The 23,980-nt window shown below is 71.2% G+C and carries 22 protein-coding genes; 8 read left to right on the forward strand and 14 right to left on the reverse strand.

Going from position 1 to position 23,980, the window contains the following annotated elements:
* Positions 1–458: 458 nt before the first annotated feature.
* Positions 459–1,145, reverse strand: a complete 687-nt coding sequence (locus tag ACZ4TW_RS11590; RefSeq protein ID WP_465542871.1) for a response regulator transcription factor — start codon at positions 1,143–1,145, stop codon at positions 459–461.
* Entirely contained in the window at positions 1,138–3,189 is a 2,052-nt protein-coding gene (locus tag ACZ4TW_RS11595) for a sensor histidine kinase (RefSeq protein ID WP_465542872.1), read from the reverse strand. Before ACZ4TW_RS11595 ends, ACZ4TW_RS11590 begins: the two co-directional genes overlap by 8 nt.
* A gap of 195 nt (positions 3,190–3,384) precedes the next feature.
* Between ACZ4TW_RS11595 and ACZ4TW_RS11600 the strand changes: the two genes are divergently transcribed.
* The 7 genes from ACZ4TW_RS11600 (at position 3,385) to ACZ4TW_RS11630 (ending at position 11,138) form a co-directional block, all read left to right on the forward strand.
* Positions 3,385–3,855, forward strand: a complete 471-nt coding sequence (locus ACZ4TW_RS11600) for a hypothetical protein (RefSeq protein WP_465542873.1) — start codon at positions 3,385–3,387, stop codon at positions 3,853–3,855.
* Entirely contained in the window at positions 3,839–5,377 is a 1,539-nt protein-coding gene (locus tag ACZ4TW_RS11605; RefSeq protein ID WP_465542874.1) for a multicopper oxidase family protein, read from the forward strand. The genes ACZ4TW_RS11600 and ACZ4TW_RS11605 overlap by 17 nt, the downstream gene beginning before the upstream one ends.
* Before the next feature lie 71 nt (positions 5,378–5,448).
* Positions 5,449–5,838 (forward strand): SCP2 sterol-binding domain-containing protein, encoded by a 390-nt coding sequence (locus ACZ4TW_RS11610; RefSeq protein ID WP_465542875.1) that lies wholly within the window; start codon positions 5,449–5,451, stop codon positions 5,836–5,838.
* Positions 5,835–7,889, forward strand: coding sequence for an amylo-alpha-1,6-glucosidase (locus tag ACZ4TW_RS11615; protein WP_465542876.1), 2,055 nt, complete (start codon positions 5,835–5,837; stop codon positions 7,887–7,889). The genes ACZ4TW_RS11610 and ACZ4TW_RS11615 overlap by 4 nt, the downstream gene beginning before the upstream one ends.
* 177 nt (positions 7,890–8,066) lie before the next feature.
* Positions 8,067–8,642, forward strand: a complete 576-nt coding sequence (locus ACZ4TW_RS11620; protein ID WP_465542877.1) for a GNAT family N-acetyltransferase — start codon at positions 8,067–8,069, stop codon at positions 8,640–8,642.
* 27 nt (positions 8,643–8,669) lie between these two features.
* A complete protein-coding gene (locus ACZ4TW_RS11625; RefSeq protein ID WP_465542878.1) occupies positions 8,670–9,599 on the forward strand; it encodes an ROK family protein in 930 nt (309 codons plus the stop codon).
* A 216-nt stretch (positions 9,600–9,815) separates the two neighbouring features.
* On the forward strand, positions 9,816–11,138 hold the full coding sequence (locus tag ACZ4TW_RS11630) for an MFS transporter (protein WP_465542879.1): 1,323 nt from the start codon (positions 9,816–9,818) through the stop codon (positions 11,136–11,138).
* Positions 11,139–11,214: 76 nt separating this feature from the next.
* Here the strand turns inward: ACZ4TW_RS11630 and nhaA are convergent, their stop codons facing one another.
* The gene (gene nhaA, locus ACZ4TW_RS11635) at positions 11,215–13,080 is read right to left on the reverse strand and encodes a Na+/H+ antiporter NhaA (protein ID WP_465542880.1); all 1,866 of its coding nucleotides are present in this window, start codon (positions 13,078–13,080) and stop codon (positions 11,215–11,217) included.
* Positions 13,081–13,175: 95 nt separating this feature from the next.
* Here nhaA and ACZ4TW_RS11640 point away from each other — a divergent pair, with 95 nt between their 5' ends.
* On the forward strand, positions 13,176–13,400 hold the full coding sequence (locus ACZ4TW_RS11640) for a three-helix bundle dimerization domain-containing protein (RefSeq protein ID WP_465542881.1): 225 nt from the start codon (positions 13,176–13,178) through the stop codon (positions 13,398–13,400).
* Between the two features lie 37 nt (positions 13,401–13,437).
* Here ACZ4TW_RS11640 and ACZ4TW_RS11645 read toward each other — a convergent pair whose 3' ends face one another.
* The 11 genes from ACZ4TW_RS11645 to ACZ4TW_RS11695 form a co-directional block, all read right to left on the reverse strand.
* Positions 13,438–14,550 (reverse strand): Gfo/Idh/MocA family protein, encoded by a 1,113-nt coding sequence (locus ACZ4TW_RS11645; RefSeq protein ID WP_465542882.1) that lies wholly within the window; start codon positions 14,548–14,550, stop codon positions 13,438–13,440.
* A 108-nt stretch (positions 14,551–14,658) separates the two neighbouring features.
* Positions 14,659–15,531 (reverse strand): ThuA domain-containing protein, encoded by an 873-nt coding sequence (locus tag ACZ4TW_RS11650; RefSeq protein WP_465542883.1) that lies wholly within the window; start codon positions 15,529–15,531, stop codon positions 14,659–14,661.
* Between the two features lie 17 nt (positions 15,532–15,548).
* Positions 15,549–16,556 (reverse strand): sugar phosphate isomerase/epimerase family protein, encoded by a 1,008-nt coding sequence (locus ACZ4TW_RS11655; protein ID WP_465542884.1) that lies wholly within the window; start codon positions 16,554–16,556, stop codon positions 15,549–15,551.
* A 12-nt stretch (positions 16,557–16,568) separates the two neighbouring features.
* Positions 16,569–17,726: a Gfo/Idh/MocA family protein gene (locus ACZ4TW_RS11660; protein WP_465543056.1), complete on the reverse strand. Its 1,158-nt coding sequence runs from the start codon at positions 17,724–17,726 to the stop codon at positions 16,569–16,571.
* A gap of 26 nt (positions 17,727–17,752) precedes the next feature.
* Entirely contained in the window at positions 17,753–18,169 is a 417-nt protein-coding gene (locus ACZ4TW_RS11665; RefSeq protein WP_465542885.1) for a C-glycoside deglycosidase beta subunit domain-containing protein, read from the reverse strand.
* A 9-nt stretch (positions 18,170–18,178) separates the two neighbouring features.
* The gene (locus ACZ4TW_RS11670; protein WP_465542886.1) at positions 18,179–18,964 is read right to left on the reverse strand and encodes a nuclear transport factor 2 family protein; all 786 of its coding nucleotides are present in this window, start codon (positions 18,962–18,964) and stop codon (positions 18,179–18,181) included.
* Positions 18,957–20,012 (reverse strand): sugar phosphate isomerase/epimerase family protein, encoded by a 1,056-nt coding sequence (locus ACZ4TW_RS11675; RefSeq protein ID WP_465542887.1) that lies wholly within the window; start codon positions 20,010–20,012, stop codon positions 18,957–18,959. The genes ACZ4TW_RS11670 and ACZ4TW_RS11675 overlap by 8 nt, the downstream gene beginning before the upstream one ends.
* Positions 20,009–21,109 carry a sugar phosphate isomerase/epimerase family protein gene (locus ACZ4TW_RS11680; protein WP_465542888.1) on the reverse strand — a complete coding sequence of 367 codons (1,101 nt, stop codon included), beginning with the start codon at positions 21,107–21,109 and terminating at the stop codon, positions 20,009–20,011. Before ACZ4TW_RS11680 ends, ACZ4TW_RS11675 begins: the two co-directional genes overlap by 4 nt.
* Positions 21,106–21,513: a C-glycoside deglycosidase beta subunit domain-containing protein gene (locus ACZ4TW_RS11685; RefSeq protein ID WP_465542889.1), complete on the reverse strand. Its 408-nt coding sequence runs from the start codon at positions 21,511–21,513 to the stop codon at positions 21,106–21,108. The genes ACZ4TW_RS11680 and ACZ4TW_RS11685 overlap by 4 nt, the downstream gene beginning before the upstream one ends.
* 38 nt (positions 21,514–21,551) lie before the next feature.
* Positions 21,552–23,117, reverse strand: a complete 1,566-nt coding sequence (locus ACZ4TW_RS11690; protein ID WP_465542890.1) for a GMC oxidoreductase — start codon at positions 23,115–23,117, stop codon at positions 21,552–21,554.
* Positions 23,114–23,908, reverse strand: a complete 795-nt coding sequence (locus ACZ4TW_RS11695) for a TIM barrel protein (RefSeq protein WP_465542891.1) — start codon at positions 23,906–23,908, stop codon at positions 23,114–23,116. Before ACZ4TW_RS11695 ends, ACZ4TW_RS11690 begins: the two co-directional genes overlap by 4 nt.
* Between the last annotated feature and the right edge of the window lie 72 nt (positions 23,909–23,980).

The following is a 23,980-nucleotide window of genomic DNA, read 5'->3' on the forward strand; positions in this document are numbered from 1 at the left end:
CCTCCCCCCCTCCCCCCCCCCCTCCCCCCCTCCCCCCCCCCCCCCCCCCCGCCCCCCCCCCCCCCCCCCCCCCCCCCCCCCCCCCCCCCCCCCCGCGTTCCGCCCGGAGACCGCGAATCCCGGGTTTGCGCGGGTGCACCCGCACGAACGCGGGACTCGCCGAAGAAGCCCGTCGCCGCCGTGCCACCCCCGGCTCCCGAAGCCCGCGTTTCCGCGGGTGCACCCGCACCAACGCGGAACTCGCCGAAGAAGCGCGTCGCCGCCGTGCCACCCCCGGGTTCCCGAATCCCGGGTTTCGGCGGGTGCACCCGCACGAACGCGGGACTCGCCGAAGAAACGCGTCGGCGCCGTGCCACTTCGGTTGCCGAATCCCGGGTATCCGCGGGTGCACCCGCACGAACGCGGGACTCGCCGAAGAAACGCGTCGCCGACGCACGCCGCGAACGCGAGCGGGGCGGTCAGCCGCGCGGGACGCCGCCGTCCTGCAGGAACGCCAGCACCGCGGCCACCCGTCGGTGCACGCCCGTCTCGGGCAGGCGCAGCTTGGTGAAGATCGCGTTCACGTGCTTCTCCACGGTCGACGACGACAGGAAGAGCGACTGCTCGATGCCGGCGTTCGTGCGACCGCGCGCCATCTCGCGCAGCACCTCGAGCTCGCGCGGCGACAGCGCCGACAGCGGGCTCGACGCGGCCGCGCTGCGCCGCCGCACGAGCGTGTCGACGATCTGCGGGTCGATGACCGAGCCGCCCGCGCGCACCTCCCGCAGTGCGTGCACGAGGTCCTCGAGGTCGCCGATGCGATCCTTCAGCAGGTAGCCGAGCCCCGCCGAGCCGTCGGCGAACAGCGCGAGCGCGTAACTCTCGTCGGCGTGCTGCGACAGCACCACGACGCCGACGTCGGCGTGCTCGGCACGGATGGCGCGGGCCGCCTCGATGCCCTCCATGTGATGGCCCGGCGGCATCCGGATGTCGGTGAGCACGGCGTCGGGCGTGAACCGCCGGACCGCATCGAGGAGCTCCGTCGCGTCGCCGGTCCCCGCGACGACGTCCACCTCACCCGAATCCTCGAGCAGCCGACGCACCCCTTCACGGACGAGGTAGTTGTCCTCCGCGATGACGACGCGCAGCGTGCCCTGGTCATCCACCGCGATCACCGACCGGGAGGTCGACGAGCACGGTCGTACCGGCACCCGGAGGCGGGATCGGCGTCACGCGCACCGTGCCCCGCAGCGCGGCGACCCGGTCGCGGATGTTCGCCAGCCCGCCGTGCGCCGCAGAGGTCGCGGCCGATTCGATGCCGCGCCCGTCGTCGGTGATGGTGATCGTGAGATGCCCGTTCGAACGCGCCAATCCGACCGACGCGTGCGACGCGTTCGCGTGCTTCGCCGTGTTCGCCAACGCCTCGCGCACCACGTAGTACGCGGTGGTCTCGACCTCCTCGGGGTACCGCTCGGCGCGGACCGCGGCATCCGCCTCCACCGCCAGCGGGATCGGGAACCGCGCCACGCCCGACTCCACTGCGGCGACCAGCCCGTTGTCGCTCAGCACCGGCGGGTGGATGCCGCGCGCCAGCTCGCGCAGGTCGGTCAGCGTCTCACGCGCCTGGTCCTGCAGCTCGACCAGGTCAGCCGGCTGGAGCTGCCCTCGTTCGAGTCGGTTGCGCGCCAGCCGGAGTCCGGCGATCTGCGCCACGATGTCCTGCTGGATCCCGTCATGCAGGTCGCGCTCCAGCCGCCGCCGCTCGTCGTCCTGCGCCGCGACCAACCGCTCCCGGGAGGCGGTGAGCTCCTGCAACTGCTCCGCGAGTTGCGCCGTGAGGCTCACGTTGGCGACGGATGCCGCGGCCTGTCCGGCGACCGTGCGCAGCAGGGCCTGCTCCGCCTCGCTGTACTCGCCGCGCCGCCGCGGCCCCGCATCGATCCGCCCCAGCGTCCGGTCGGCGTGCACCAGGTCCACCCCGAGCGCCGGCTCACCCGCCACGTCACCCGCGATGCCCGCGGGTGCGCCGGCGAGTGCGCCATCCGCACCCGCCAGCCGGATGCGGACCCACGACGCATCCAGGCCCTCGCGGACCGCCGCGGCGAGGTGGCCCAGGAGGTCGCGCGGTTCGGCCGCCTGCTCGAGCCTCGCGCCGAGTTCGCTGAGCATTCCGAACTGTCGCTCGCGGTCGCCGAAGAGCGCCCGGTGCAGCCGATTCTGCATCCAGCCGCGCACGGGCAGGAGGACGACGGCGAGCAGGGTGGTGAGCAGGATCGCCGGCACGACTCCCAGGGGCGGACTGAGCAACAGGGCCGGCGTCGCCACGCCGGCCGCGTAGACGACGGTGATGAGCAGGATGGACGAGCGCTCGGCCCGCGCCGAGCGCTGGCCGGGCGCGATGTCGAAGGCGCCGTAGCGGAGGATGCCGTGGATCGCCGCGATCGGAATGGCGAGCATCGACACGTAGACGAGGAGCTCCACGCCTCGCAGGTCCGGGAGGAAGGTCCACAACGCGAACGCCACGATCGCGAAGGCGACGGCGAGGGCGATGACGCGCGTGCGGGCGCGCACCTCGGGCGCCCCGAAGACGGCGCGCGAGACCAGCACGGCCAAGCCGAGCACGACCGCCACCCACGCCTGGACGACGAGGTAGTACACCAGCGGTTCGGCCCATTCGAGCCACGGCACGGCGTAGGGGTTCGGGATCGTCTCGCCGCTGATCCCGAGGAACGGTGACGTCACGACGTGCGGCGTGGTGAGCAGGGTGAGGGGGCCGGAGAGGACCGGCACCCAGAGGAACCCGACGGCGATCCGCTCCCACCGCCGCTCGGCGACCCCGTCGGGGAAGGTCGCGAACACGATGAGCAGCGTCGAGGTCGCGACCGCGTCCGCCGTCAGGCCGATCATGTTGAAGAGCGGGAACCATGGCGCGGCGAGGATCTCGGGTTCGGTGTGCACGAACGTCTCGTACGCCGACCCCACCAGCAGGGCGGTCGCGCCCAACGCGACGAACACCGCCACCCGCGACGACGAGACGGTGAGCAGCCAGATGCCGAACACGAACAGCGGCAGGATTCCGAGCAGCGGCCAAGCGAGGCCGTGATCCGACACGCTGTCGACGTGGGTGAATCCCCGGACGACCACGACGTAGGCCAGGCTCGCGACCCCGATCGGGCCGAGTATCCCCAGGCACACCCACCTGCGTTCCACGGTTCCATGGTCCTCCTCCGGGACGGCGAACGGGAGGGGGCGCTCCACGACAGCCCTTGGCGGCTGGCCCCCATCGGCCGTGCGGCGGTCCGCCACGCGGCATCCGGTTCGCTTCGTTCCGGCCGCGGTCGCGTGCGACGAGGGTGTGGGTCGAGCGGATGCCGCGACGAGGCGCCGCACGAAGGAGAAGGCATCATGCGCAGGCTGTACACCGGACTCGCCTGGACCGTCGCCGGAGCCGTCGTCATCCAGGCCGCGGCGATCGCGTTCGCGTTCGGCGGCATGCTGAACCTCGTCGCCGAGGGCGGCGTGGTCGACAAGGCGCTGCTCGAGAGCTTCCAGGCGGCCGGCGTCGGCGAGGTCGGCTTCCTGATCCACGGGGTCGTCGGCGGCGTGCTCATCCCGCTGGTCGCCGTCGCGCTGCTCATCGTGTCGTTGCTCGTCCGCACCCGCGGCACCACGCTGTGGGCGGCCATCGTACTCGGCCTCGTCGCGCTGCAGGTCACGCTCGGCTTCTCGATCACCGACACGCCGTACCTCGGCCTCATCCACGGGGCGAACGCGCTCGCGGTCGTCGCCGCGGCGTCGTTCGCGGCGCTCCGCACCAAGCGCCTCGGCGCGCAGGCTCGCGACGAGGAGGCGAAGACCGATGCCGTCGCGGCGTGAACTCATCCGCCGGGTCGCGCTCGGCACCGCGGTCGCGACCGCGGTCGGCGCCGGCGCGCTCGCGTGGAGCTCCACGCTGCTGGGCGAGTACTCGGTCATGGACATGGGCCGCGGCGACGCCGGAGCGGGCGAGCATGCCGGTCACGGAGACCACGCGCACGCCGCGGGTGGAACCGGCGCCGCCGCGCCATCCGGTGCCGTCGACCCGTCGGTGTCGGTCGACGTGACCTCGCTCACGGCCGACCCCGACCGCCCCGCCGACGTGCGCGTCGAACTCGTGGTGCGGCAGGAGCCGATCGACGTGCCCGGCGGCCGCCGCATCGACGGCTACACCGTGAACGGCACGTCGCCGGGGCCCGAGATCCGGGCGCGGCAGGGCGACCTCGTCGAGGTGACGCTCGTCAACGAGTCCGTGGCGGATGGCGCGACGCTCCACTGGCACGGCATCGACGTGCCCAACGCGGCCGACGGCGTCGCCGGCATCACCCAGAACGTCGTGCCCGTCGGCGGCCGCCACGTCTACCGGTTCACGGCCGACGACGCCGGCACGTACTGGTACCACTCGCATCAGGTCTCCCACGACCAGGTGCTCCGCGGGCTGCTCGGCGCGATCGTGATCGACCCTGCGACGCCGGCGGATGGCGCGGCCGACCTCGACGTCACCGCGCTCCTGCACGTGTACGGCGGCCTGCACACGCTCAACGGTCGCGTCGCCGACGCGCACGTCGACGCGACGCCCGGATCGAGCGCGCGCGTCCGCGTCGTCAACACCGACCAGGGAACGGCCGCGGTCTGGTCGGCGGCGCCGTACCGCGTGCTCGCGATCGACGGCCGCGAGGTGCACGAGCCGACCGAGGTCCGCGATCAGCGCCTGCTCATCCCCGCGGGCGGGCGAGCGGATGTCGCGGTGCGCGCGCCCTCGGACGGCAGCGCCGTGCGCCTGCACGTCGGCGGCGCACGCAGCGTGCTCGTCGGCGGCGACGACCCCGAGCCCGAGTCATCCGCCCCGCCCGCACGCCAGCCGAAGGACACCCTCGACCTGCTCGCCTACGGCACGCCGGCGCCCCTCGACTTCGACCCGACCGCACCCGATCGCGCCTACGACTACGTGATCGCCCGCCGCTTCGGCCTCATCGACGGCCGGCCGGGCAACTTCTGGACCATCAACGGCCGCATGTTCCCCGACGTGCCGATGTTCCACGTCCGCGAGGGCGACGTGGTCGCAATGCGCATCGAGAACGCCTCGGGCGACGTGCACCCGATGCACCTGCACGGGCACCACGTCGTGGTCCTCGCGCGCGACGGGGTGGCGGCATCCGGCAGCCCCTGGATCGTCGACTCGCTCGATGTGCACCCGGGCGAGCGCTACGACATCGCGTTCGTCGCCGACAACCCCGGCATCTGGAGCGACCACTGCCACACGCTGCCGCACGCGGTCGACGGCCTCGTGGCGCACCTCATGTACGAGGGCGTCGGCACGCGGTTCACGATCGACGGAGCGGCCGGAAACCGGCCGGAGTGAGCGCGGCCCCGGCGCAGCTCCGATGGCACGCTGCCCGTCGCCGCCGTAGGATCGTCTCGAGGGCGCCGAGCATGCCATCGACCGGGGAATTCTTCGACGAACTGGGCCGCCGCGGCCACGAGCCGCTGCTGCGGCGGGTGAGCGCGACCATCCGGTTCGACATCGAGGACGGCGCGGCGACCGAGCACCGCACGGTGCGCATCGAGCGCGGCGACCTGCGCGTGTCCGATGAGGCGGCGTCCGCGGGATGCAGCTTCACATGCAGCCGGGCCGAGTTCGACGACCTCGTCGCCGGGCGGACCAGCGTCATGGCGTCGCTGCTCCGGGGCGCGCTCATGGTCGACGGCGACCCGGAGCTCCTGGTCCTGGCCCAGCGGCTGCTCGCCGGCGCGCCGCACGCGGTACCCGCCCGGGACGCGAGCCGCGCGGACGGCACGAGCGGAGGAGGGACGGCACGATGACCGACGGGCTCGTGCACGTCCTCGAGGGCAACACCTTCGTGGTCAGCGATCGCCGCGGCGACATCGAGGCCTCGGCCACCGACCCGACCGGCCTGTTCGCCTGGGACACCAGGTTCCTCTCGCGCTGGGTGCTCACGATCGGCGGGCAGCGGTTGACCGCGCTCTCGACCGACGACCTCAACTACTTCGAGGCCCGCTTCTTCCTCGTGCCGGGGACCGGCACGGTCTACGTCGACGCGAAGCTCACCGTCATCCGGCAGCGGGCCGTCGGCGACGGCTTCCGCGAGCGCATCACGCTCCTCAACCACGATGAGCTGCCGCTCGACGCGACCGTCCGGATCGACGTGGGCTCCGACTTCGCCGACCTCTTCCAGGTGAAGGACGCGCTCGCCAAGCAGGGCACGTACGCCACCCGGATCGACGACGGGTCGCTCGTGCTGTCCTACGAGCGCGACACGTTCCACCGCTCGACCACGGTGTCCACGTCCGAGCGGGCGGCCCGTGTCGACGAGGGCGGGCTGGAGTTCGACGCGGCGATCGAGCCGCACGGCTCGTGGTCCACCGAGTTGCATGTGGCTCCGGCGACGGCGCGGCACGGCGCCCGCACCATCCTGGTCGGGTCCGATGCGGCCACGCGCGCCGGGCGCAGCCGGGAGGATGACCTCGATGCGTGGCTCGCGGCCGCGCCCAAGCTGGTCACCGACTCGGACGCGCTGGACCTGACGTACCGGCGCAGCCTCATCGACCTCGCGGCGCTCCGCTACTCGCCGGTCATCGCCGGAACCCGGAGCCTCCCCGCCGCCGGCCTGCCGTGGTTCATGACCATGTTCGGCCGCGACAGCATCTTCACGAGCCTGCAGGCGCTGCCGTTCACGCCGGAGCTCGCGGCGACGACTCTGCGCGTCCTCGGCGACTGGCAGGGCACCCGCGTCGACGACTTCCGCGACGAGGACCCCGGTCGGATCCTGCACGAGATGCGCTACGGCGAGATGACCGCGTTCCAGGAGCGCCCGCACTCGCCCTATTACGGGACCGCCGACGCCACGCCGCTGTGGCTGGTCCTGCTCGACGAGTACGAGCGGTGGACCGGCGACGCCGACCTCGTCCGCGAGTTCGAGCCCGAGGCCCGGGCGGCACTGCGCTGGATCGACGCGTACGCCGACCTGCAGGGCAACGGCTACATCGCCTACCGGCGCCGCAACGAGCAGACGGGGCTCGAGAACCAGTGCTGGAAGGACTCCTGGGACTCGATCTCGTACCACGACGGCCGGCTCCCCGGGTTCCCCCGGGCCACGTGCGAACTCCAGGGCTACGCGTACGACGCGAAGGTCCGGGCGGCGCGCCTCGCCCGCCGGTTCTGGGGCGATCCGGCGTTCGCCGACGAGCTCGAACGCCAGGCCGCCGACCTCAAGCAGCGGTTCGACCGCGACTTCTGGGTCGAGGACGGCGACTACCACGCGCTCGCCCTGGACGCGGACGGCGGACGGGTGGACGCGCTCTCCTCGAACATCGGGCACCTCCTCTGGAGCGGCATCGTGAAGGAGGACCGCGCGCCGGCGATCGCGGCGCACCTGCTCGGTCCGCGCCTGTTCTCGGGCTGGGGCGTCCGGACGCTGGCCGAGGGCGAGGCCCGGTACAACCCCATCGGCTATCACGTGGGCACGGTCTGGCCCTTCGACAACTCGTTCATCGCCTGGGGTCTGCGCCGCTACGGCTTCAAGGCCGAGGCGGCGCGCATCGCGGCGGGCGTGCTCGAGGCGGCGGGTTTCTTCGAGGGCCGGTTGCCCGAGGCGTTCGGCGGATACGAGCGCTCCGTGACGCGGTATCCCGTCCAGTATCCGACCGCCTGCAGCCCGCAGGCGTGGTCGACCGGGGCGCCGCTCCTCTTCCTGCGCACCATGCTCGGACTCGAGCCGATCGACGACCACCTCATCGTCGACCCCGCGGTGCCGGTCGGCTTCGGCCGAATCGAGCTGCTCGACATCCCCGGCCGGTGGGGCCGCTTCGACGCGTTCGGCCGCGGCATGGTCGAGGTCGGCGGAGGGCGGTGACGCCGGGCAGCCGCCCCGCGTCACTCCTCGCGGACGGCCCCCGATGCCCTCGGCTGCCCGCCGAACCCGCCGACGAGGCGCGCCCGGCGGTGCCGCGGCCGCGGCTGACGGCCGGCCGCTCCTCCGGTCCCGTCCGTGTGGACGGCTGATGTCCGAGGTCGATGACATGCTGGACGCATGGCGATCGAGGTGCGCCCGGCCACCGTCTTCGACGATGTCGCCGCCGTCGTCGGCCCCAAGCGGCCCGACGCGAACGTGTGCTGGTGCCTGAGCTACCGGCTCCCCACGTCGAAGGAGAACCTCGCGCTGCGCGGGCCGGCGCGGGGCGAGCGCGTCGCCGAGCTCGTACGACAGGATCCGCCGCCGGGTGTGCTCGCGTACGACGGCGACGAGGTGGTCGGCTGGGCGGCGGTGCACCCGCGCGCCGACACGAGCTTCGCGACCAACCGCAAGATCCCGCACGTCGACGAACTCGACGTGTGGTCGATCTGGTGCATCCGGGTCCGACCGGGTCACCGCAAGCAGGGCATCTCGCACCACCTCCTCGCCGGAGCGGTCGAGTTCGCCCGCTCGCACGGCGCGCCCGCCGTCGAGGCCTACCCGGTCGACAACCGCGGGGCCAAAGTCGACCTGACCATGGCGTACGTCGGCACGCGGGCCCTGTTCGAGGCCGCCGGCTTCGTCAAGGCGGCCGACACCGACTCGGTGATCAACGGCTTCCCGCGGGTGCTCATGCGGCTCGACCTGCGCTGATCGCGGCGCAGGGGCCAAGATCGACCCATGGGCATGCGTGAGGTGCCGACCGACGTGGCGGTCGCCGTCGACATCGGCGGCACCAAGGTCGACGCCGCACTCGTCGACTCCGGCGGGCGCATCGTGCCGGGCACCCGCCACCGCGCCCCCACCGGGCCCGGGCAGACCCCCGACACCTTCGCCGCCGCGATCGCGTCGGTCTGCCGACTGGCGGCGGAGGCCGCGGGCCCGGCGCACCGCGTCATCGGCATCGGCATCGGCACCGCCGGGCCGCTGCGCGGCGACGGAACGCACGTGTCGCCGCTCAACATGCCCGGCATCCGCGAATTCCCGCTGATTCCGGCGGTCGACGGCCTCGTGCCGGGGGCGCCCGTGCGCGTCGCCCTCGACGGCACGTGCATCGCCCTCGCCGAGCTGCGCTTCGGCGCGCTTCGCGGCGTGCAGAACGGCATCGCGATGGTGGTCTCGACGGGCATCGGCGGCGGCATCGTGATCGACGGTCGCGTCATCCGCGGCGACACCGGCAACGCCGGTCACGTCGGCCAGGTCTGGGTGCGCCGTCTCGGCCCGGCCGAGCCGGCTCGCGCGAGCGTCGAGGGCGTCGCGTCGGGGCCCGCGACCGTGCGGTGGGCGAATGCGCACGGCTGGACCGGCCCCGACGGGCGGGCGCTCGCCGCCGACTACCTCGCCGGCGACGCGGTCGCGGTGCGCGCGGTGCACCGGTCGGCCGAGGCGGTCGGGCAGGCGATCGCGGGCTACGCGGCGCTGCTCGACCTGCGGACCGCTGCGATCGGCGGCGGCTTCTCACGCGTCGCCGACGACTACCTCCCGCTCGTCGAGGCAGCCGCGCACCGGGCCGCGCTGCTCCCGGCCGCCGCCGAGCTGCGCGTCGTGCCGGCTGAGCTCGGCGACGACGCGCCGCTCGTGGGCGCCGCGCTGCTCGTGCACGACCCGTGACGACCAGCGGGGCGCCGGGCCGGCTGAGCGCCACCCTCGCCATCCGCTCCGCCGTTCGTCGCGCGGGCACTGCCGTTCGTCGCGCGGGGACTACCGGCTAGGGCCGATCGTGCGCTATCGTCGGTTTCCTGACTGAACGATCGGTCGGCAAACCCCTCGGCGCACCACCCTCGCGCTGGATCACCCGAGTCCCGCATGAACAACGGAGTTCACCCAATGACCTCAACATTCCACGATGAAGCCGAGCGCACGGGCCGCATGCCCTCCGAGGAGCGCAAGGTCCTCGCCGGCACGCTCGTCGGCACCTCCATCGAGTGGTACGACTTCTTCATCTACGCGCAGGCTGCGGGCCTCGTGCTCGCGCCGCTCTTCCTCGCGCCCGTGGCCGAGGCGAACCCGGCGCTCGCGCAGATCCTCGCGTTCGCGACGATCGGCATCTCGTTCCTGTTCCGGCCCCTCGGCGCCGTCGTCGCCGGCTACCTCGGCGACAAGATCGGCCGCAAGAAGATGCTCGTCTTCACGCTCATCATGATGGGCGTCTCGACCTCGTTGATCGGCTTCCTGCCCACCTACGCGGCGATCGGCATCGCGGCGCCGATCCTGCTCATCACCCTCCGCATCCTGCAGGGCTTCTCGGCCGGCGGCGAGTGGGGCGGCGCGGCGCTCATGGCCGTCGAGCACGCCCCGAACAGCCGACGCGGCTTCTTCGGCTCGTTCCCGCAGATCGGCGTGCCGGTCGGCATGATCCTCGCGACCTTCACGCTCTGGGTCATCACGTCGTCGATGTCGCCCGAGGCGTTCCTCGAGTGGGGCTGGCGCATCCCGTTCATCCTCTCGATCGTGCTCATCGTGGTGGGCTACGTGATCCGTCGCGCCGTCGAGGAGAGCCCGGTCTTCAAGGACCTGCAGCGCCGCCAGAAGGAGTCGTCGGCGCCGCTCGGCCAGCTGTTCCGCCACAACACGAAGAACGTGCTGCTCACGGCGCTCATCTTCATCGGCAACAACGCCGCGGGCTACCTGCTCATCGCCTTCTTCGCGACCTACGCGGTCACCGTGCTGGGCATGGACCGTCCGACGGTGCTGCTCGCGACGGTGCTCGCCTCCTTCGGCTGGCTCGTCTTCACGATGTTCGGCGGCCGGCTCTCCGACCGCCTGGGCCGCGTGCGCACGTTCCAGATCGGCTACGGGTTCCTCGCACTGTGGGCCGTGCCGATGTGGTTCCTCATCGACACCGGCAACATCGTCTGGTACTTCGTGGCGCTGTTCGTCATGACGTTCGGCCTCGGGCTCTCCTACGGCCCGCAGGCGGCGCTCTACGCCGAGATGTTCCCGGCGAACGTGCGCTACTCGGGCGTCTCGATCGGCTACGCGCTGGGTGCGATCCTCGGCGGCGCGTTCGCCCCGATGATCGCCGAGGCGTTGCTCTCCGCGACCGGCAACTCCTGGACGATCGGCGTGTACATCGCGATCGCGGCGCTGGTCTCGCTGGCCGCGGTCTCGGTCGTCAAGGAGACCAAGGGCACCGACCTGAAGGTCTGACCCGGGGGTCGAGCGAGGGGCGGATGCCACGCGGCATCCGCCCCTCGTCGTACCCTCTCCGGCCGCCGGCCGGCGCTCACGGCGAGGGTTCGACCCGCCGCCCCGCCGATTCCTCGAGCGCACGGATGAGCGTGCGCGAGTCCCACGGCCCGATGTGCCGGACCCCGCCGATGAAGAACGTGGGCGTCGAGTGGAGGTCCATCATCTCGGCGTCGAGCTGGTCCTCCTCGACGCGCAGCACCGCCCGCGGCGAGCGGAAGTCCTCGATGAACCGGTCGACGTCGAGGTCGAGCTCGTTCGCGTACCGGCACAGGTCGTCGGCGGTCAGCGCACCCTGGTGGGCGAACATGATGCGCGCCATCTCGAGGTAGCGCCCCTGCATCGCGGCGGCCTCGTACGCCTGCGCGGCCTCCTTCGCGTGCGGGTGCACCGACTCGAGCGGCAGGTGGCGCCAGACCCAGCACACGTCGTCGCCGAAGTGGTCGATCACGGCGTCGATGGAGCCCGTGGCGCGGCTGCAGAACGGGCACTCGAAATCGCCGTACTCCACGATCTGGTACGGGGCGTCGGCCCGGCCGCGGAAGTGGTCGCGAGTGGGATCGAACGGTCGCGCGAGCACCTTGCCGATCGGTTGCGGCGGTGCGAGGCGGTCGGCGATCGCGAAGATCGCCCAACCGAGCGTGAACGCGATGACGGAGGCCGTGAGCACGCCGACGCGCGCGAGGTCCTGCATCTCGGGGTCGTCGATCGCGATGGTCACGATGAAGAGCGAGATCGTGAAGCCGATCCCCGAGAGGGCCGCGCCCCCGGCGATGCGCGGCATCCCGAGTCCCGGTGCCAGGCGGCCCAGTCCGGTCATCCGCATCACGGCGGTGGCGCCGGCGATCCCGACGAACTTGCCGACGACGAGGCCCGCGATGATGCCCCACACGAGCGGCGAGGCGACCGCGGCGCCGAGCGTCTCGGCGTTGAGGTGGACACCGGCGTTGGCGAGTGCGAAGAGCGGCAGCACGAGGAACGAGATGTACGGGCCCCATGCGGCCTGGAGCCGATCGTTGATCGACAGCGAGTCGCGCAGGCTGCGGGCGACCGCGGCGGCGTAGGCCGCGTTCGGCGATTCGCGGAACGCCTGGGAGAGCTCGGCGGAGCGCTCGACATCGGTGCGCCGCGGCGGGAACACCGGGATGAGCAGTGCGACCGCGACCCCCGCGAGGGTCGGGTGCACGCCCGCCGCGGCGATCGCGAACCACAGCGCGGTGCCGAGCGTGGCGTAGGCGATGCCGCGCCCGGCCCGCAGGAATCGCACGAGCGCGATCGCGACCATGAGCACGACCGAAACGACGAGCGGCACGACGTCGATGTCCGAGTTGTAGAACACTGCGATCGCCAGCAGCGCGCCGATGTCGTCGACGACCGCGAGCGTGAGCAGGAACGCCCGGAGACGGGCGGGGAACTTCGGCCCGATGATCGCGAGTGCGCCGAGCAGGAACGCCGTGTCCATCGAGATGACGACGCCCCACGCCTGCGCCTCGCCCGACGGCCACGCGATGGCGAGGAAGATCAGCGCGGGCACGACGAGCCCCGCGGCGGCGGCGACGACCGGCACCACCGCACGCTTGGGGTCGGTCAGGTCGCCGAGCGTGAACTCCCGCTTGACCTCGAGCCCGACCACGAAGAAGAAGAGCGTCATCACGGCGTCGTTGACGACGTGATGCAGCGTGGTGGTCAGCACCATGTCGCCGACGCCCAACTCGACGGGCATCTCCCAGAACAGCTCGTAGGTGTCGCCCCAGGGCGAGTTCGCCCACACGATCGCGATGACCGTGAACAGGAGCAGCAGCGCCGCGGCCGCCCGATCGCCCGTGCCGAAGCGCAGCCTCGCGTGCCACGGCGTCGTGGTCGTCGTGGTGTCGGGTGCGGGGGCGGGCGCTGCGGCGCTCATGGGGCAATGCTAGAGGCGGATGGCGCGCGCCGGGCCAGTGCTGCGACGCAGCGCGCCGTTTGACTTCGAGCTCGCGCGGGATGAAACTGCCGATCATGAGCACGCATGGAGATGCCCGGACCGACGAATCCGAGCAGCGCAGCGTCGACGAGGTCATCGAGCGCCTCGTCGGGAAGTTCCCCCACGTCGATCGCGAGGAGATCCGTCGGATCGTCGACGAGGAGCATCACGGCTACGACGGCCGGCCCGTCCGCGACTTCGTGCCGGTGCTCGTGGAGAAGAGCGCCAAGCGCCGCGTGAAGGCGCTCGCGACGGCCTGAGGGGGCGCGCGCACCAACCACCTCGGTTGGCGCGGGCTCAGACTGCGACGACCGCTGCAGCCCTGTGCGCCCGGGCCGTCTCTTCCACCACGACACGCGCGCCGGTCCGGGCGGACTCGAGCACCGCCGCGGTCAGGTGCGCCGCGCGGAGGCCGTCCGCGAACGTCGGCAGCGTGTCGGAGGGGTCGCGGGTCAGTGCGGCGTACGCGTCGGCCACGAAGTCGTTGAAGCACTGCTGGTATCCCTGCGGGTGGCCTGCTGGCACCGGCTCGAGTCCGACGGGCGAGGCGAGCGCCTTGGCCGGGTTGCGAGTGATCAGGCGGCTCTCGTCGCGACGGCCGATCCAGGCGCGCTCGGGCAGCTGCTGGTCGAACTCGTAGCTCTCCTCCGGGCCGTCGAACGAGAAGTACAGCCGATTGTCGCGCCCGGCGCTCGCCTGGCTGACGACGAGCGAGCCGATGGCGCCGCGATCGGTCGTGAAGGTCAGCACGGCGCCGTCCTCGGTGAGGTTCTGCGCCGGACCGCCGTGGCGCTCGAAGGCGTTGCCGACGGTGGCGGTGACGGTGGTGATGCGCTGCCCCGTGACGAACTCCATGAGGTCGCACCAGTGCACGCCGATGTCGCCGAACGCGCGGCTGGTGCCGCCGGCGACGGGATCGACCCGCCAGTTCGTCTGGTCGGCGCCGGCGAGCCAGTCCTGGAGGTAGCTGCCGTGCAGCATCCAGAGCCGATTGCCGGGGGTGCGCCGGATCCGCTCCCGGATCTCGCGGACGAGCGCGGAGTACCGGTAGATGAACGGCACCGCGGCGACCGGCACGTCGGCCCGACGCCCGGCGAGCGCCTCGGCGTCCTCGACGCTCGTCGCAAGGGGCTTCTCCACGATCACGCCGATGCCCGCGTCCATGACGGCCTCGGCCTGCATGCGGTGCAGCGCGTTCGGCGTCGTCACATGCACGACGTCGGGGCGGAGGCCGATGAGCTCCTCGACGCTCGCGACCGGCACGGTGGCCGGACGGGCCGTCACGAAGGCCTCCGCCTTCTCACGCGTCGAGCCGGCGACGCCGACGAGACGGTGGCCGCCCGAGGCGATGGCCTGCGCGTGCACGCGTGCCATGAACCCGGTGCCGATGATCCCTGCGCGAACCGACATGCGATGCTCCTCTGGTCGTGATGAACCCTCACCACCAGTGTCCCGCAGTTGCGCCTGTTTCGCACATAAGTAGTTGCGATCCTGCGCATAAGGCGGAATGCAGTGCATTCAGCCCTCGTGGTTGTAGTACGGCCACGGGAGGAACCTCCGCTCCCCCCGTCGATCCGGCCCATGGAGGGTGATCTCGCCCGTTGCGGCCCACTCGACGCCGCGCGGGAACATCCGGATGAACTCGATGCGCCGGAACGTGTCGATGTCGTGACCGATCGTGATCGTGAAGCTGCGGCCCGCGCCGTACTCGTTGATCCACGCGATGGGCTGGTCGGTGTTCATGCCGTTCAACTCGGCGATGCCGCCTTCGGGAATCTCGACCGGATAGTGCGACATCGGCCAGACGGGCGCGTTCTCGTAGGCCTCCAGGTCGTCGAAGGTCGTCAGCAGCACCTGAGCGCCCTCGTAGAGGTTCACGCCCGTGAGGATGTCGTCGCCGGTCACCGTCCAGCGGGCGCTGATGCCTTCTGTGATCGGATGCCGCGGCTCGACGGTGTCGAGCTGCGCCTCGCCCCAAGGGCGGGGGCGGAGGCCGGTCTCATACGCGCTCAGCTTCGCGCCCCGCATGACGTTGTACTCCTCGGGATAGCCCCAGCGGTCCTCTTGGGCTGCGGACCCGTGGAACCACACGATGCCCTTACCGTCATCGTGGACGAACTTCAGGATCGCGGCATCCGTCTCCGCTCCGAATCCGACGGCCTTCTCGAAGAACCCGTCGCGACCCTCGAACACGACGACCAGCACGTCGTACTTGTCGATGATGTCGGCGCCGAGGCCGCGCGGGTCTTCGACGACGCGCACCCTGAACCGCCCGGTGTCCTCCAACAGGGTGGTGATCCACTCGTTGTGCAGCCGGAAGCTGCGGAACTCGTTGTCGTGCTCCCGGGTCATGTGCCCGGAGAGGATGAGCACGTTCAGCATGCCTGCCATCAGGGGGTCTCCGGTCCTCAGGCCTTACTCGAGAATGCCGCGTCGAACGCCGCGGCCGACGGCTCGTACGACGACAGCCGTCGAATGAACTCGAGCGCCTCGGGTGCGCCGGCCATCCGGTCCATGCCGGCGTCCTCCCACTCGATCGAGAGGGGCCCGTCGTAGCCGATCGCGTTGAGCATGCGGAACGCGTTCTCCCAGGGCACGTCGCCGTGACCGGTGGAGATGAAGTCCCAGCCGCGGCGCGGGTCGGCCCACGCGAGGTGGGAGGAGAGCCGGCCGTTGCGCCCGTTCGAGAGGCGCTTCTTGGTGTCCTTGCAGTGCACGTGGTAGATCCGGTCCTGGAAGTCCCACAGGAATGCCACCGGGTCGAGGTCCTGCCACACCATGTGGGAGGGGTCCCAGTTGAGCCCGAACGACTCGCGGTGCCCGATCGCCTCGAGCGCGCGCTTCGTCGTCCAGTAGTCATAGGCGATCTCCGACGGATGCACCTCGTGCGCGAACCGCACGCCGACCTCCTCGAACACGTCGAGGATCGGGTGGAACCGATCGGCGAAGTCGCGATAGCCCGCGTCGATGAACTCCTCCGAGGCCGGCGGGAACATCGCCACGGCCTTCCAGATCGACGAGCCCGTGAAGCCGGTGACGGTCTTCACGCCGAGGGCGGCCGCCATCCGGGCCGTCATCTGCAGCTCCTCGGCCGCGCGCTGCCGCACGCCCTCCGGATCCCCGTCACCCCACACGCGGCGGTTCAGGATGTCGCGGTGCCGCTCGTCGATGGGATCGTCGCAGACCGCCTGGCCGGCGAGGTGGTTCGAGATGGTCCAGACCTTCAGGCCGTTCCGCTCGAGGATGTCGCGTCGGCCCTGCACGTAGGCGTCGTCGTCCCAGCGGGACACGTCGAGGTGGTCGCCCCAGCAGGCGATCTCGAGGCCGTCGTAGCCCCAGTCGCCGGCGAGCCGCGCCACCTCCTCGAACGGCAGGTCGGCCCACTGGCCGGTGAACAGCGTGATCGGACGTGGCACGTGGTTCCTCCTCTAGTCTCCGGCGGGTTCGGCGACGCCGACCCACCGCGAATCGTGTGCGGCGCTCTCCTCCACGGCGGCGAGGACACGTTGAACGTGCAGCCCCTCGGCGAACGTGGGGTGCGGGTCGGTGCCCTCGGCGATCGCCTCGACGAGGTCCTTCACCTGATGGCTGAAGCCGTGCTCGTAGCCGAGCATGTGCCCGGCCGGCCACCACCCGGAGACGTACGGGTGCTCGGGCTCGGTGGCGATGATCCGCGTGAAGCCCTGCACCTCGTTCGGCGCCGTCCGGTCGTACCAGTGGAGGACGTTGAGATCCTCCAGGTCGAACGCGAGCGCGCCCCGGTCGCCCGAGACCTCGATCGCCAGCGCGTTCTTGCGGCCGGTCGCGAACCGCGTGGCCTCGAACGAGGCGAGCACGCCCGACGCGAACCGTCCGGTGAAGATCGCCAGGTCGTCGACGGTGACCGGGCCGCGGCCTTCGCCGGCCGTGCCCGACAGGCCCGATCCGGACCCCTGCACCGGACGCTCGTGCACGATCGTCTCGAGCACGCCCGACACCGACGTGAGGTGCTGCCCGGTGACGAACTGTGCGAGGTCGATCGCGTGCGCGCCGATGTCGCCGAGCGCACCCGACCCGGCGTGCTCCTTCTGGAGGCGCCATCCGAGGGGCATCTCGGGGTCGACCAGCCAGTCCTGCCGATAGCTCGCGCGCACCTGCTGCACCCGGCCGATCCGGCCGTCGGCGATCAGGTCGCGCATGAGCGTGACGGCGGGCACGCGTCGGTAGGTGAAGCCGACCATCGAGCGGATGCCGCGTGCGGACGCCCGCTCCGCGGCATCCGTCATCGCCTCGGCCTCATCGACCGCATTCGCGAGCGGTTTCTCGCACAGGACGTGCTTGCCGGCCTCGAGCGCGGCGATCGCGATCTCGGCGTGCGACCCGCCGGGGGTGACGATGTCGACGAGGTCGATGTCGTCGCGCGCGATCACCTCGCGCCAGTCGGTCGCCGACTCGGCCCAGCCCCACTTCGTCGCGGCATCCGCGACCGCCTCGGCGTTGCGCCCGACCACGACCGACATCTCGACGTCGGCCGGCAGGTCGAAGACCCGCGGCGCGGTGCGCCACGCCTGCGAGTGCGCGGCGCCCATGAAGCCGTAGCCGATCATGGCGACGCGCAGGGGCGGGCGGGGAGTCATGCCAGCACCACCTCGCGCTCGACGGGAACGCGGTTCGTGACGTAGCGGCCGGGGCCGCCGTCGACGCCCGGCATGATCTGCATGTAGAGCAGTCGCATCGTGAGTACCACCTCGACGGTGAGCTGCTCACCCTCCGCCGGGGTGCGGCCGAGGTCGATGAGCACATCCGGTCGGTCGGCGACGAACCAGAGCGTCTCCCACTGTTCGGGCAGCTCCTCGATGCGGTACTCGCGACCCTGCAGCGCGAAGCGCAGGCGGTCCTTGGAGATCGCCTCGCCGTTGACGGTCACCGCGACGTCGTCGACGGCCGAAAGCCAGAGGCTGCGGTACCAGGGCAGTTGCACCGAGACGGCGACGCCGCGGTCGGTCCGGCGAACGTCGTTCTCGGAGAAGAGGGAATCGTGCGTGGCCATGGCTGATCCTCAGGCGTAGGTGTCGGTGAAGAACTCGTGCGGCACCGGCGGGGCGGGCTCGAGCTTCTGCACCGTCTGCGGGCTGTACGGGTGGTTGGTCGAGGGCACCGGCTCGTCGGCCGGCGGCATGAAGACGGGCTTGCCGTCGTCGCCGAAGTACATGAGGTCGAGATCGAACGCGCCCTGGTTCTTCAGGCCGAAGCTGACCCAGTTCTCCTCGAACGGCGCACGGGCCAGCTCGTAGCAGCGGAACTTCCAGAACTTCCACTCGCCGTCCTGCTTGAGGAAGTCGATCGCGTACTTGCACCACACCCAATGCGCCCAGACCTTCTTGCCGAGCACTTCTCCGGGCGAGTACATGTCGGGAAACGCCTCGGCGACCTTGGGCTCGGTCAGGCCCGACTCCGTGCCGGCCATGAGCCAGACGCCCTTGGCGGTCTCGCCGTCGGCGGCGACCTCGATCACCGGGGTCGTCGTGGCGTGGAGGATGAGCTTGCCCTCGGGGTGGGGACGGTCGCGGTGGTAGCGGGTCACACTCTCCCATGTCGTGTACTGGCCGGCGTTGGTGTAGCGCGCGCGGATGCCCTCCGTGCCCTCCTTCACCCACAGCGGGATGATCTGCTCGTCCTCGAAGGCGTTGTGCAGGTACATGTAGCGGTTGAACAGGTTCTCGACCTGGCCGCGGTCCTCGGCGCGCTGCGCGAGCGCGCGGGCTGCGGAGACCTCCTCGCGGAGGGCGGCGAGCTCGGCCTGCAGCTCCGAGAGGGATGCGGGGGCCATGGTGGTGTCAGACATCAGCGGTCTCCTTGGATCGTTCGGCTACCGTGTCTTCGATGGCCTTGCGCATGAGCGCGTGCTGCTTCTTCACGAGATCGATCGGGTCGGCCTCGCCGAGGTCCTGGAAGGCATGCCCCTCCCACTCGCTGGAGAGGTATCCCCGGTATCCGCCCACCACGAACTGCTTCACGATGCGCGGGATGTCCATCGCCGGCTCCTGGCCGGACTCGTCGATGTCGTAGAACTTCGCGTGCACGTGGAAGATCTGCGGCATGATGTCGAGCCACTCCTCCGGCGGCACCAGGCCGTGCATGTTGAAGGCGAGACGCGTGAAGGGGCCGAACGTGAGCGGGTCGACGCCCTCGTTCGAGAGGTAGTCCTCGAACTTCTGGTTGCGCACGTGCATGGGCGTGGGCTCGTGCCAGACCTCGTCCATGACCGCGAAGTGCTTCTCGTCCATGCCCATCTTGCTCAGTTGTGCGAGCAGCGTCGGCGAGAGGCTGTGCATGGTGGATGAGAAGTCCGCGGTGAAGCCCAGCCGTTCGCTCTGCAGCTCGTCGTACATCTCGCGCATCTGCAGCACGGCAGGGTTGTTCGGCCCCGAGGGGGCGTGGATCTCGTACCCGAGGTACTGGTCGTACTGCTCGGCGAGCGGCAGGAGGCTGCGGAGCAGTTCCTTGCCGTGCGAGCGGATGACGACCTTCTTGAAGCCGAGGGTGTGCGCGGTCTTGAGCTGGCGCGCGAGGAAGTCGTGCTCCTCGTCGGGCGTCATGTCGCGGTCCTTGCGGCGCCCCATGTCGAGGTTGGTGCCGACGGCGCTCGCCTCGAGGCCGTACTTCTCGAGTGAGTCGAACCAGAGCTTGACGAAGTCGGCGTCGACATCGGGATATGTGCGCAGCAGCTGGGCGATGTTGAACTCGACGCCGGGGCCGATGCCGTTCTCGGCGACGGCGGCGATCAGCGTCTCGGGCGTGTAGAGCCCGGCCGCGAACTCGCTGGTCATCGAGTAGAGGGTCGTCCCGAGCTTGATGCCGGTGCCGGCGATGCCGGTGGAGGTGTCGGTCATGCCTGGACCGCCTTTCCGAGGTGGGTGTCGAGGATGCGACGCGCCTCCGCGGCATCCGTGATCATGCGGGAACCGGATGCCTCGGCGGCCGAGCGCTGCACGGCCTGCTCGGCCGCGATGATCTCGAAGGGACTCTGCCAGTTGTTCCAGTGCCATCCCTCGTACTCGCTCGAGACGGCGCCCGAGTAGCCGTTCTCGACGAGCAGGCGGATGAGATCGCGAACGGGGACGGACGGCTCCTCGCCGCGCTCGTCGATGCCGAAGAACTTGCCGTGCACGTGACGGATCCATGGCATGATCTCGAGCCAGTCGTCGACGCGCGCCGGGCCGAAGAGCCCGGTGCCGTTGATGGCGAAGTCGATGCCGAGGTCGGGGCGGCCGTTCTGGGCGGCGAGGCCGATGAAGGCACCGAACCGCTGGCCGTGCTCGGCCTGGTCGGCCGGCGGACCCTGCTCGTAGAAGGTGTTCCAGAGGTCGACGACCTTGGCCAGCAGCTCGTCGGACGCGCCGCGGCGACGGTACGCCTCGAGCAGCGACGGGGCGAAGCCCGTGACGGTGGCGCCCCAGTCCATGGTGAAGCCGAGGAAGGGCGAACCGACCTGCTCATAGCGGTCGCGCAGCGCGAGGATGCGCGGGTGCGAGGCGTACTGGTCGGCGTGCACCTCGAGCGCGAGCGTCACGCCGTACTGCTCGGCGATGGGGGCGAGCTGCTCCATCGAGTCGGGCGTGAGCGAGATCTGCACGCGCGCGATCGGGAAGCCGAGCTTGGCGGCCGCCTCGATCTGGCGCCGCATGTACTCGATGAGCTCGTTCTGCGTGAGCAGCCGGTCGCGGTGGATGCCGATGTCGGCGTTGACCGCGAGCGACGTGGTGACGAGGCCGACCTCGTCGACGAGCTCCCTGAACTCACCGGCGAACCGGTCGTCGATCTCTGGGAAGCCGCGGAAGCTCGAGAACCCGATGATCTCGAGGCCGGGGCCGTACCCCTCAGCGGCGACCTTGCGGATGAGGCCCTCGAGGTCGTACTCACGACCATGGAAGGCGCGGGTGAAGCTGTAGAGCGTGACGCCCTGGATGGGCGTGCCGAGTGCGGTCATGCCGCCACCGCCTTCCGTGCCGGCATCGTCTTGGTGTCGCGCTCCTCGATGTGGAGCGTCTCGCCGTCGCCGATGATGATGTAGGGGATGTAGAGCGTGAGCTCGACGCTCACCTCGTGCTCCGCGGCATCCGTCGCCACCGCAAGGTCGCCCGAGAGCACGGCGGAGTCGGTGGGGAACCACCACTCGTCGCTCGCGCCGACGAGCTCGGCGAAGGTGAACTCGCGGCCGTTCATCACCCAGCGGAGCGAGTCGGCGGGCGCCTCGACCCCGTCGACGCTGAGCGTCGCGCCTGCGATGCACGAGCCCGGCAGGGCGCGGTACCAGGGCATCCGGACCTCGACCGACGCGCGTGTGCCGTCGACGGTGAGCGTGCCCTGCTCGATGATGCGGTCGGCGATCATGCGGACCTCCTCGACTTCTTCGTCATGATTCCTACAATCTAATGTCTGTTTTCGACGGAAGCAAGTCCCGCGGCGAATTCACGGGCGATGACGCGAGCACCGCGGACGGCGAGCGCGACGCTCGTGAGCGTCGGGTTGCAGGCCGTCGGGGTCGGGATCACGTTGTTGCCCGCGACGAAGACGCCGGGTACCTCCCACACCTCGCTGTCGGGGCTGCAGACGCTGTCGCCGTCGTTGCGTTCGCCCATGCGCGTCGTGCCCTGGTAGTGCAGCGACGCGCCGAGCGGCATCGTGAACGGACGCGGGTCGAGCGGCTCCCCGACCGCCGCCCCGAGGCGCACGATCTCCTCGCGGGCCTGCTCGAGCACCTCGTGGTCGCGCTCGGTCAGGCGGTAGTGGATGCGCATGGCGGGCATGCCGTACGAGTCGACCTCGTCGTCGCTGAACTCGACGCGGTCCTCGCGCTGCAGATCCTTCGCGCAGAAGAGGCCGAGGCCGACGATCGAGCCGGGCACGATCGGGTCGTCCTCCGCGAGCGGGATCGGCGACGCGTCGAGCTGCATGATCTGGCCGTGGAACGGCTGCGTGTCGGTGTACGGCACCCAGCTCACGCCGCTCTGCTCGCTGAGACCGCCCTCGGGCGGCGCCGACTCCTCGGCGCGGTCGCTCGGGTCGACGTCGCGGATCCGGGCGGCGAACACCACCTGGGTCTGGTCGTTGAGGTAGCGGCCGAGCGCGTCGGGGCGGATGCCGCTGGCCCAGAGGAGCTGCGGCGTGCGCAGCGCGTCGGCGGCCACGACGACCGCGCGGGCGCGCACCTCGTGCTCCTGCCCGGTGCGCAGGTCCCGTACGCGGACGCCGGCCGCGCGGCCGCCGTCGACGAGCACGCGCAGGACGAGCGACTCGTCGTACAGGCGGAAGTCCGGGTTGGCGCGTGTCACGTCGCCGAGCACGACGTCGGAACCCGACCACACGAGGCGGCCGTCGGGTCGGCGGTGCACGGCCAGCGGCATCCGCTGCACGCGCGCCGCCGGTTCGCGGCCCTCGTCGACGGCCGCCGCGAGCCGCTCACGCACGAGGCCGGTGAAAGGCGCGCCGTCGAACGCGTCGGTCGTGACGCCGAGCAGGCGGTCGGCCTCGTCGAGCAGTTCGTCGAGGTCGGGCAGGAACGCGATGCGCTCGGCGCCGCCCGGCCGCGGGCAGGCGCCTGTCCAGTGGGCGGACATCCCGCCGACGTTGCTCGACATCGCGACGACCGGCAGGCCGTCCTCGCCGGGGAACGCGTAGCCGTCCTCGAGCAGGAAGGTGCCCGGGCGGGCGCGGCGCTCGCCGCTCTTGACCGCGCCGGGCGAGCTCACGGTGTCGGCGCCGGCACCCGGTCCCTCGGAGGCGCGCTGCGCAGCGGCTCGAGCGTCCGGGTCCTCGATGTTCTTGACGTGCGCGCCGGGCGGGTCGGACACCGTCGGCCCGACCTCGAACATGGCGATCGTGACGCCGGGCGCCTCCTCGCTGAGGATGCGCGCGTAGGCGGCGCCCGTCGGGCCGCTGCCGACGATCGCGACGTCGACGGCGTCCGGATACCGCGACTCGACTGCCGTGCTCATGCCGTCGCCGCCAGTTCGCGGATGAGGGCGACGGATGCCACGGACTCCTGCGTCGGGTAGTACTCGAGCCCGATCGGGCCGTCGTAGCCCGACGCGCGCAGGATCTCGAGGGTGCGGGCCCAGTCGAGCGATCCTGAACCCGGCTCGCCGCGGCCCGGCGTGTCGGCGAGCTGGACGTACTTCACGATGTCGCCGGCGTTGGCGAGCTCGACCGCCATGTCCTCGCCCTCGACCGCCGAGTGGTAGATGTCGTAGAGCACGCCGAAGAACGGCGAGTCGACCCCGCGGGCGACGTACACCGCCTCAGCGGTGCGGTCGAGCAGGGAACCGGGATGGTCCACGCGCACGTTCACCGGCTCGAGGACGAGGGTGATCCCCGATCCGTCGGTCTGCGCGACCGCCTTCTGGTAGATCTCGATCAGCTTGTCGAGCTGCACCTGGCGCTTCCATCCGCCGAATCCGGTGCCGCTGCCGACGACGATGCGCGGGCAGCCGAGATCCTGCGCGATGGCGACGCCCTCGTCGAGCTTGCGGAAGAACTCCGTGTGGTCCCACGGCGGGATCATGAACTGCGTGCGCGGCTCGGCGAGCTGGGCGGTGAGCTGCGTGCCGGTCTCGACGAGCGCCGCCTTGAGTGCGGGCAGGTCCTTCGGCGTCGCGGGGGCGTCCACCCCGGTCGGTCCCCACATCTCGACGGCGGTGAAGCCGGCCGCGGCGGCCGCGCGCACGCGGTCGTGGTAGTCACCGGCCTCGGTGAAGAGGAGTTCGATGTTGGGTGCGAGTTGGTACACGTGCGTCTCCTGGGATCGGAACCTGATGGGTCGTGAACGGCATGCACGGGAACCTGCGGCAGCACGTCCCGG

It is taken from the genome of Agromyces sp. NPDC029043 (genome assembly GCF_055564615.1).